Origin of the sequence: Dyella sp. (assembly GCF_035277725.1) — a bacterium.
GTDB lineage: Bacteria > Pseudomonadota > Gammaproteobacteria > Xanthomonadales > Rhodanobacteraceae > Dyella_B.
Genome location: NZ_DATEJY010000182.1, coordinates 1 through 8,733 on the forward strand (window position 1 = coordinate 1; position 8,733 = coordinate 8,733).

8 protein-coding genes are annotated in these 8,733 nt (G+C 62.0%); 5 read left to right on the top strand and 3 right to left on the bottom strand.

Going from position 1 to position 8,733, the window contains the following annotated elements:
• Together VJR68_RS15805 and VJR68_RS15810 are read left to right on the top strand one after the other, a co-directional pair.
• On the top strand, positions 1 to 1,021 hold a 1,021-nt coding region (locus VJR68_RS15805; protein WP_324149248.1), incomplete at its 5' end, for a GlxA family transcriptional regulator.
• Positions 1,022 to 1,320: 299 nt separating this feature from the next.
• Positions 1,321 to 2,310 (top strand): VOC family protein, encoded by a 990-nt coding sequence (locus VJR68_RS15810; protein ID WP_324149250.1) that lies wholly within the window; start codon positions 1,321 to 1,323, stop codon positions 2,308 to 2,310.
• 236 nt (positions 2,311 to 2,546) lie between these two features.
• Here the strand turns inward: VJR68_RS15810 and VJR68_RS15815 are convergent, their stop codons facing one another.
• Genes VJR68_RS15815 through VJR68_RS15825 form a run of 3 tightly spaced genes read right to left on the bottom strand, consistent with a single transcriptional unit; the run spans position 2,547 to position 5,643 of the window.
• The gene (locus VJR68_RS15815; protein ID WP_324149252.1) at positions 2,547 to 3,146 is read right to left on the bottom strand and encodes a PqiC family protein; all 600 of its coding nucleotides are present in this window, start codon (positions 3,144 to 3,146) and stop codon (positions 2,547 to 2,549) included.
• Positions 3,143 to 4,441, bottom strand: coding sequence for an MlaD family protein (locus VJR68_RS15820; RefSeq protein WP_324149254.1), 1,299 nt, complete (start codon positions 4,439 to 4,441; stop codon positions 3,143 to 3,145). Before VJR68_RS15820 ends, VJR68_RS15815 begins: the two co-directional genes overlap by 4 nt.
• Positions 4,438 to 5,643 carry a paraquat-inducible protein A gene (locus VJR68_RS15825; protein ID WP_324149256.1) on the bottom strand — a complete coding sequence of 402 codons (1,206 nt, stop codon included), beginning with the start codon at positions 5,641 to 5,643 and terminating at the stop codon, positions 4,438 to 4,440. The genes VJR68_RS15820 and VJR68_RS15825 overlap by 4 nt, the downstream gene beginning before the upstream one ends.
• A gap of 500 nt (positions 5,644 to 6,143) precedes the next feature.
• Between VJR68_RS15825 and VJR68_RS15830 the strand changes: the two genes are divergently transcribed.
• From VJR68_RS15830 to VJR68_RS15840, 3 genes are all read left to right on the top strand, one after another.
• On the top strand, positions 6,144 to 6,647 hold the full coding sequence (locus VJR68_RS15830) for a nuclear transport factor 2 family protein (protein ID WP_324149257.1): 504 nt from the start codon (positions 6,144 to 6,146) through the stop codon (positions 6,645 to 6,647).
• Positions 6,648 to 6,718: 71 nt separating this feature from the next.
• Positions 6,719 to 7,831, top strand: coding sequence for a sensor histidine kinase (locus tag VJR68_RS15835; protein ID WP_324149258.1), 1,113 nt, complete (start codon positions 6,719 to 6,721; stop codon positions 7,829 to 7,831).
• Complete coding sequence (locus tag VJR68_RS15840; protein WP_324149259.1) at positions 7,824 to 8,603, top strand: LytTR family DNA-binding domain-containing protein; 780 nt, start codon at positions 7,824 to 7,826, stop codon at positions 8,601 to 8,603. Before VJR68_RS15835 ends, VJR68_RS15840 begins: the two co-directional genes overlap by 8 nt.
• The last annotated feature ends 130 nt before the right edge of the window (positions 8,604 to 8,733 follow it).

An 8,733-nucleotide genomic window follows, 5' to 3' on the forward strand; every position in this document is an offset into this window, starting at 1 on the left:
GCACATCATGGCGAGCATCAGCTTGACGCCTCCTTGCAGTTACGCGACTTTCCCGCCACGAGACCTAAGTCATGCGGCTGCCACCATGCGACGCGAGATAGCCATCATCGTTTTTCCAGGGTTTCAACTGCTGGATGCCGCTGGCCCGGTGGCCGTGTTCGAAATGGCGGAGCGTTTTCGGCCGGACAGCTACGCAATCCACGTATTGGCGCCGGGCGGCGGCATTGTGCGCAGTTCGTCCGGCGTGTGCCTGGCCGCCGCGCCGATCGAACCGAAGCGGTTCGACACGGTGATCGTGTCGGGCGGCAATCTGGCGCAGATCGAGGAAAGCCAGGCCGATGTCGTGACCTGGCTCGGCGACGATGCATGGCGCCGCGCGGCTGGCGTTTGCTCCGGTGCGTTCTTCCTTGCCGAAGCCGGGCTGCTTGATGGCCGGCGCGCGACCACGCATTGGGCGGTGGCGGAGCGTTTCCGGCTGCGTTATCCGGGCGTGCGGCTGGATGCCGATCGGATGTTCGTGCGGGATGGCAACGTGTGGACCTCGGCAGGCATTTCCGCGGGGATCGATCTGGCCTTGGCACTGGTCGAGGACGACCTGGGTCCCGGCATTGCACGCCGCACGGCGCAGCAGCTGGTCGTGCATCAGCGGCGGCATGGCGGGCAGTCGCAGTATTCGGTGCTGGTCGAGCAAGGCGGCAAGACCGGGCGATTCGCCGAATTGATCAACTGGATGCGGGCGCGCCTTGCCGAACCGATGACGATCGAGCGCTTGGCCGAACGCGCGGCGATGAGTCCACGACACTTTGCCCGCGCCTTCACGGCGGAGATCGGTGCGACACCGGCGAAGGTGGTGGAAGGATTGCGGCTGGAAGCTGCGCGCCTCGCGGTGGAAACCAGCCATGTGCACCTGGATCACATTGCGGCATCGACGGGCTTCGGCGATGCGAGCCGCATGCGGCGTGCCTTTATCCGTGCGTTTGGTACGTCACCACAGTCGTTGCGGCGAAGCGTGAGTGTTTAATCGTAGGCTGGGTGACGCCAGCCCCAACATGGGGTGCACGTACCGCGAATGCTGGGGTTCGCGTTGGCTGTTTTTGTCCGGAAATTGTCCTTGCAGCTGCGGGCGGAACCGTCCATAAAAGCAATGCTTCAACCACCCGAGAACCATCCCCCGTCATTCCGGCGAAAGCCGGAATCCAGTTAAGCGCGTCGTGCGAAGCACACAAAACCTTTATGTCGTGTGCTTCGCACGTCATTTTTGACTGGATTCCGGCGTGCGCCGGAATGACGGAGGAAGATTCCTTCCACACAAGGATTCGCATGCGCCTGATCCTGTTCGTTTCAGCATGGCTTTTCTGTCTCGGTGCCGCGCAGGCTTCGACCTCCACACCCGCGCCATCGACAACCACACGCCTCGACCACATCCTGCTATGGGGACGCAGCATCGACCAGGTCACCTCGGTCATGGCAGTCAAGCTGGGCTTTCAGGTACGCCCCGGGCGCGATCCCGGCGGCGTGGCCAACCGTTATATCCGCTTCTCCGACAGCAGCTTTATCGAGCTTCTGGGCACCACCCGCCCAAATCCCACGTTCGATCCGGGCATGAAAGAAGATCAGCAGGCGCTGAAAGGCGGGCCGGGTTCACGCAGCTTCGGTTTTCGCACGTCGTCGCTCGATGACATCCATCGCTCGCTGCAAGTGCTGCACTACGCCGTGACGCCGTTCTTCTCCGGCCCCGACAGCAGCAAGCCGGGTTGGCGCTTGTTCGCGTTCGACCACGCGCCGTTGTCGAGCAACACGTTCTTTATCGACTACGCCGCCGATTACGCACCTGATCAATTCGACCCCAGCAATGCCGACGACCACCGCGTGACGCGCGAGCATCCCAACGGCGTGCGCGAACTCACGTCGATCTGGCTGGTGTCGGGCGATGCCGAGGCCGATCGCCAGCAGCTGGAGAAAATGGGCTTCGGCCACGCAGTGCCGGTGAAGCTGCCGGCAGTCGGCGCGAAGGGATTCTGCGTGCCGGTCGGCCCGACGGCGCTGCTGACGCTTCAGCCCGACGGCGCGGGTTTGGCGCAGCAGGTCATGGCGAGTGGTGGCCCGCGCATTCTGGGCGTGAGTTTTGCGGTGAATGACCTGGAGCGTGCGCAGCGTTGGGTCGAGCGCGGCTATGAGCGCAAGCTGGCCACGTATCGCGGCTTGTCTGGCGAATCCGTGCTTGCGCCCACGCAAGACGACCTTGGCCTGTCGATCGAATTCCACGCCATGCCATCGAGCAGCACGCCCTGCCCGGCCACAAGCCTGTAGCGCGAAATCTCGCCAAGCTTGCTACTCCCACCCTGCGTACATCCGGTGTGCGGGGCTTCAGCTGGGTGCCGCCCTTTGCTCAAGGCCTGGTGCGCGACTTGCACGTGCGCTGGGCGCTGGATGCATGTATTACGCGACGCTTGGGTCGCGTGGCGCTCAACCCAACTATGTATGGTCGTCATTCCCGCGCAAGCGGAGGCGCTTTCGCGGGAATGACGACCGCGGGGTTACAAGTCTTATCGTGGAACGATGGACGCCGCTATTCGATCCGCCAGCTGTCCAAGCAGCTGGCTCAATGCGGCCGCCTGTGCTGCCGCGTCGCCACTCATCATGTTGGCCGTGAGCGTGAGCTGCTGCGTTTGCGTCGCATGCGAAGGGTGCCCGGACAGCAGCGCCCAGGATACTTGCAGCGTCAAGGTCCCGTTTGCGTCCGCCTCGCTATTCAATACCGTCACCACCAGCGTGCGCGTGCCGGGTGGCGCGGGGGCATCCGGCAGGATGAACGTGTTGGCGGGCAAGCGTGCCAAGAGATCCTGGGCCAGCGTGCGGCGCATCATTGGCGCGAGCGGTGCGCCCCAGCGGTCATTGTCGTGAACCGTCAGCTGGTTGGCCGAATCCTGCGTGACCACTTCAGGCCGATCGAGCTCGGCGGGAATATGCACGGCAGTGAGTTGAATGGGCTGCAGCGTCGTCATACGCGGTGAGGACGCCGGTTCGGCGCTCAGCGTGACGTAGCGTGTGGGTGGGCTATGCGCGCATCCAGTGATGCTGGCGAGCAGGAAGCCCACGATGGCTGCACTCGATATGGTTTTCGTTTTGCGAGCAATGCGCATCATGGCTTTTCCTTCTGCTTGCCGCGAATCAGCGCTTCCGGATGGCGATCGAGATAATCAGCCAGCGCACGAATCGAGCGCGCGGCATCGGTGAGTTCACGCATGGCTTCCGGCAAACCGTTCTGGCTGGTCGCATCGCTGCCGAGCGTGCGGTTGGCGGCGGCGACGGCTTGGTCGGCTTCGCTCGCGGTTTGGCGCAGTTGCGCGACGAGCGGGCCGATTTGAGGCGATACTTTCTGCAAGGTGCGATCGATCTGCGCCACGGAACGATCGATATGCTTGAGGCTGTCCTGGACCTGCGGCGATGCGGATGCGGTCAGCCCGTTGATGCGTGTAGCAATGCCCTGGATCTGCTCGCCGATCTGCTTGATCGGAAGATCGTCGATTTTCTTGATGATGTGGTCGGCCCTGGACGTCATCGCGTCGATGTTCGAAGACGGCATGCTGGGAATGATCGTCTCACCGTTGTCGTTGGCAAGCGCCGCATTCGTTGCACCGGTCGCGAAATCGAGACTCACCTTGCTCGGCCCCACCAGCGGTGGATCCTGGGCAAGACGCGCACGCAATCCTTGCGCGACAAGACGCTTCAACATGTCATCGACAAGCGGCCGCCAATCGCCGTTGGGCGGGGATGCGCCCTTGATATCGAGCGACGAGGGATCGATGGCGATTTGCACCGGCGTATGGAGCGTACCCGTGCTTGCATCGTAATCGAGGTGCACGCGGGTGACGGTGCCGACGCGAAAACCACGCAACTCCACTGCGGCGCCATCCTTGAGCCCGCCCACCGCACCATCGAAACGCACGCCGTACATCACCATCGGGCCGTGATCGGGCGGCAGCGCCGGTTTACGATCGCCGCCGCTGAAATGATCGATGGGCTTGCCGGGCCCAGGTTCCATGTCGATCTCCGGGCCGGACACCATCGCCTTGAGCGATGCCGGATCGCTGAGATCAACCTGTCCGCCGCGCAGGAAAAACTTCGTGCCGCTACGCAAGTATTTTTTTTCGTCGCTGTCGATCTTGAGTGTTGCTTCGATGTGCTTGCCATCTTTGGCGAGCGCAACATCCGAGACTTCGCCCACCTTCACGCCCAGCATCATCACCTTGGTATCGCGCGGCTGCATGCCATAGGCATTGTCGAAGGTCACGGTGACGGTTTCGCCGCCATGGACCAGCGCGCGAATGCCCAGCCAGATGGCCACGCCCAGCGCAGCCACCGGCACCGCCCAGATCCAGCCTGGCCACCAGCTGCGTCGAGCCTCGGCCTGCGTGCGACGCGGACGCGTGCTGTTCACGACCGTCTCCTGCGCTGCGCATCCCACATCAGGCGCGGATCGAACGCACGCGACGCGGCCATGGTAAAGAACACCACCAGCGCGAACGCCGGCGCACCGATCGCCGTTCTCGCCGAAGCAAGGCTACCGAAGCGGATCAACGGCACGAAGGCGGCGATGGTAAAGACGTCGACGTTCGACCATCGCCCCAGTTCGTCGATCAAGCGGAACAGATGCGCTTTCAAGCGCAAATGCTTTCGCGATTGGCGCTTCACCGAAACGATAAACCAACCCATGCCGGCGATTTTTGCCACCGGTATGACGATGCTGGTACAGACGATCAGAATACCGAGCGGCCACAATCCGGCCTGAAACAATTCGGATACGCCATCGACAATGCGTTGCGGCACCACCTCGCCGAGTTGTATCGAGAACGTCATCGGAAACAGGTTGGCGGGTAACGTCAGCACCAGCGCGGCGAGCGATAAGGCCATGGCCCGAACCACGGCATCGGGCTTGCGCGTGCGTAGCGTCCATCCGCAACGGGGGCAGGATTCTCCTTCGCACGACGCCGGCGCAATCAGGTCGCACGACGTGCAGGAGATCACGGGTTCGTCTCCCACCAGTTTCTGATCCGGCATGATGGTGCGCCAGACGGTGCGCCGATCGAGTGATGCACGCGTCAGCATCGACATCAACGCCGCCGCAATGAAGCAATACCCGCCGGCGCCGATCAGGCCGGTCAAATTCTGCGTCACGCGCGAATAGCCGACGAAACAACCGACCAGATACACATCCGGCATGGCCCAGATATCCAGCCAAAGCACCCAGCGAAAGAGCGTTCCGGCGTGCTTGAAATGCCATCCGAACCGTACCGTGCCCAGCACTAATGCGAGCGTGCCGAAACGCACGAAGGGCAAGACGATGCCGAACAGTCCTAGCAGTGCCGCAAGAATCACCCAGCCGCCCTGCCATATCGCCACAATGCCCGACGCAAGCACCGATGAGCGTTCGCCGCCCAGCAAATCCACCGTCATCAGCGACGCCAGGTTGGCGGGAAAAAGCAGGATAAAGGTGGTCAAAGAGCAAGCCAGTGCCGCGTTGATACTGCGTCCGCTACGGCGCTCCAATGGATAGTGGCAAACACGGCAACGTACGAGAGACCGTGCGGTAAGCGGCGGGATATCTTCGAGCGCGCCGCATTCGGGGCAGCCGATCGTCATGTGGGGTCGCCCTCGTCTAGCTGTTACTCACCAACATTTCACTCCGTCTTGCATCGAAGACCGTCGCAGTGGCAACCGTATTAACCTCGTTGCCGTGGCAAGGACGTCAATTCGTGAGCATGTTGCCGCCCCGGAGGCGGAGAAAATGCATAGAAGCGGTGTGACGATGGTGAAAAGAAGCCGTCCGTAGGCTGGGATGAAATCCCAGCCTATGCAGCCATAAAAGAGCTGGGATTTCATCCCAGCCTACGTGTTCCGATAACGCTCGCGATCAATATCCAGCAACGCTTTACCCAGGCCACCGCCTCGGATTTTGTAGGCTGGGATGGCAATCCCAGCTGCTTTGGGTTTGAGGATGCCGGGATGGCCACCCCCGCCTACATGGCCACTTTCCGTTTGGGTGCGCATTCCAACCGGTTCGTAACATTCGCGCCCTGCCGCACGCATGGAGTAACTATTTTCGTCGTGTTTCCAGGTTCACCCCACCCCATGAGGCATCCATGAAAACACGCATTCTCCTTGCAGCCACCCTCCTGGTCTTTGCAGGCAGCGCCACCGCCGTGGATCAACCAGATGCGCCGGCCGCACAAGATGTCGCCGGCATCCAGCACGTCATGAATGCTTATCACCACGCACTCGCGGCGCACGATGGCCAGGCCGTCTCGGCCCTGTTTCTCGATCAACGCGGCCTGTTGGTCACCGCCCTGTCCGACCAGGCGTTCGCCGCGGCGAAGGCGAAAGATCCCGCCAAGCAGAAGGTCCGCATCATGAGATACCAGGACTTCGCCAAGTTCGTAGCAAACACCAAATCAACCCTGGATCCACGCCATACGGACATGCAGATCAGGAGCGACGGCACGGTGGCGTCGGTCTATTTCCATTTCGATTTTGTCGTCGATGGCAACGTGGAAAATCGCGGCGATGAAACCTGGCAGCTGATCAAGACGGCCGATGGCTGGCGTATCGTTGCCATCACCTACTCGTCGAATCCCGGCGCGGCCTGAATCACTCGCCGGCACCAGGCTGGATGCGACCGAGTAGGATGACGGGTGCGTTCGGCGAGATGATGAGAACGATGCTGCGCCCTATTGAGAACCCCCATTCGCGCGTGAACAACGCCAGCCAGCGCTGGGTGCTCCTATCGCTGCTGGCGTGGACAGCCGTGGGTATCGTTTTTGCGATGCCACGTTTTACCTCCGCCGCGGTGTGGTGGTTCACCTTGCGCACCTCGTTGGCGCAGTGGTGGGCGTGGGGTTTGCTTGTGCCGCTGATTATCGCGATGGACCGGCGCCTGCCCATCGCGGCGAATAACCTGGGCACGCGGCTCACCGTGCATATCGTCATCGGCATTCCGGTCACTTTCGTTCACAGCTATCTCACTGCGGTACTGCAGGTGCTGATGGGCGTGAAGGCCTGGCCAGATGCGGCCGGACTCGGCCCTTTGCACGAAGCCCTGAAGGGCGAGTTTCTATGGAGCTTGCTGGTGTACCTGCTCGTCGTCGGCGGTTGGCAAGCCGTGCAATACAGCCAGCAGTATCTGGCCTCGCAACTGAGGCTGGAACGGCTGGAGCGCAATTTTTCCGAGGCACGCTTGAATGTGCTGCGCATGCAGCTGGATCCGCATTTTCTTTTCAACGCCTTGAATACCATCTCGTCCCTGATCACGCAGCAGCCCAAGCTCGCGCGCGACATGATCGAGCAATTGGGCGACCTGCTGCGGCTTTCGCTGGAATCCGGCCGCCGGCAACAAGTACGCCTGGGCGAAGAACTGGAATTTCTCGGCCATTACCTGGCCATCCAGAAGACGCGCTTCGGCGATAGCTTGCATGTGATCATCGACGTATCTGCCGCGGCGCGCGACGTGATGGTGCCGAGTCTTATCCTGCAGCCACTGGTCGAGAACGCGGTGCGTCACGGTCTGTCACCGCGACCGGGAGGCGGCACCGTTTGGGTGCGTGCAACGATTGAACAATCCGTGTTGCGTATCACCGTCGAAGACAATGGCGTCGGACTTGGCGAAGGCTGGAACAATCGCGCGGGTTTAGGCCTCGGCGTTACGCGTGAACGCATTGCCGTTTTGCATGGCGTGCATGAAGCCGATCTCCAGATCGACCCTCGCGAAGGGGGCGGCACATCTGTTCGCGTCTCGATACCTGCGAGCACGGCAGAGGCCTATGGCCATGAGTGAGAGAGGCGCCTACCGGATTCTCATCGTCGATGACGAGCAGCCGGCGCGCCAGCGTCTGCGCGAGCTGATGGACAACGATGCCGACGTCGCCGAGGTCGTGGAGGCCGAGAATGGACTCGATGCCGTCGAAGCGGTCCTGCGAAAGCAGCCGGACATCGTCTTTCTGGACGTTCAAATGCCCGGGCTCGACGGCCTGGGCGTCATCGATACGATCGGCATCGAGCGCATGCCCGTCACGATCTTCGTGACCGCCTTCGACCAGCATGCCGTGCGCGCGTTCGAATCGGCCGCCATCGATTACGTGCTCAAACCGTTTGGCGATGAGCGCATGCAAGCCGCCTTCGCCCGCGCCAAGGCACGCCTGGACGACAAGCACGTGCGCGAATTCGGTGAAAGCGTGCTCAAGCTGCTCGACAACCGCCGCCTGGAAAAACCGTTTCTTGATCGCATCGTTATTCGGGAGCGCGAGAAGACCGAGCTGATTCGCGTCGAATCGATCGACTGCATCGAGAGTGCCGGCGTTTACGTAGCCTTGCACGTGGGCGCGGAGCGCATCATCCATCGTGCGGCGCTCGGCGAGCTGGTGGGGCGGCTCGATCCGCGCCGCTTTATTCGCGTGCATCGCTCCACGGTCGTCAACGTCGACAGCATCCTGCATCTGGAACCGGCCACGCACGGCGAGTTCGACCTCATCCTGCGCGGCGGCCACCGCGTGCACGTCAGCCGCACGTTTCGCCCGTTGCTTGAAGCGCGCCTGGGGCAACCGCTGTAACGCATGCGCGCTGCTGCCCTTATTTGCCTTCAGGCGGCTGCCAAAGCTCCACCTTGTTGCCTTCGGGATCGATCACCCAGCCGAACTTGCCGTACTCGGACTCGTCGACTTTGTCTTCGACCTGGCAGCC

What these genes read in the sequence shown, in the direction of transcription:
- VJR68_RS15815 (WP_324149252.1), bottom strand. Translation starts at nt 3,146, where the DNA reads ATGATGCGCATTGCTCGCAAAACGAAAACCATATCGAGTGCAGCCATC.
- VJR68_RS15825 (WP_324149256.1), bottom strand. Translation starts at nt 5,643, where the DNA reads ATGACGATCGGCTGCCCCGAATGCGGCGCGCTCGAAGATATCCCGCCG.
- VJR68_RS15835 (WP_324149258.1), top strand. Translation starts at nt 6,719, where the DNA reads ATGCTGCGCCCTATTGAGAACCCCCATTCGCGCGTGAACAACGCCAGC.
- VJR68_RS15840 (WP_324149259.1), top strand. Translation starts at nt 7,824, where the DNA reads ATGAGTGAGAGAGGCGCCTACCGGATTCTCATCGTCGATGACGAGCAG.
- VJR68_RS15830 (WP_324149257.1), top strand. Translation starts at nt 6,144, where the DNA reads ATGAAAACACGCATTCTCCTTGCAGCCACCCTCCTGGTCTTTGCAGGC.
- VJR68_RS15810 (WP_324149250.1), top strand. Translation starts at nt 1,321, where the DNA reads ATGCGCCTGATCCTGTTCGTTTCAGCATGGCTTTTCTGTCTCGGTGCC.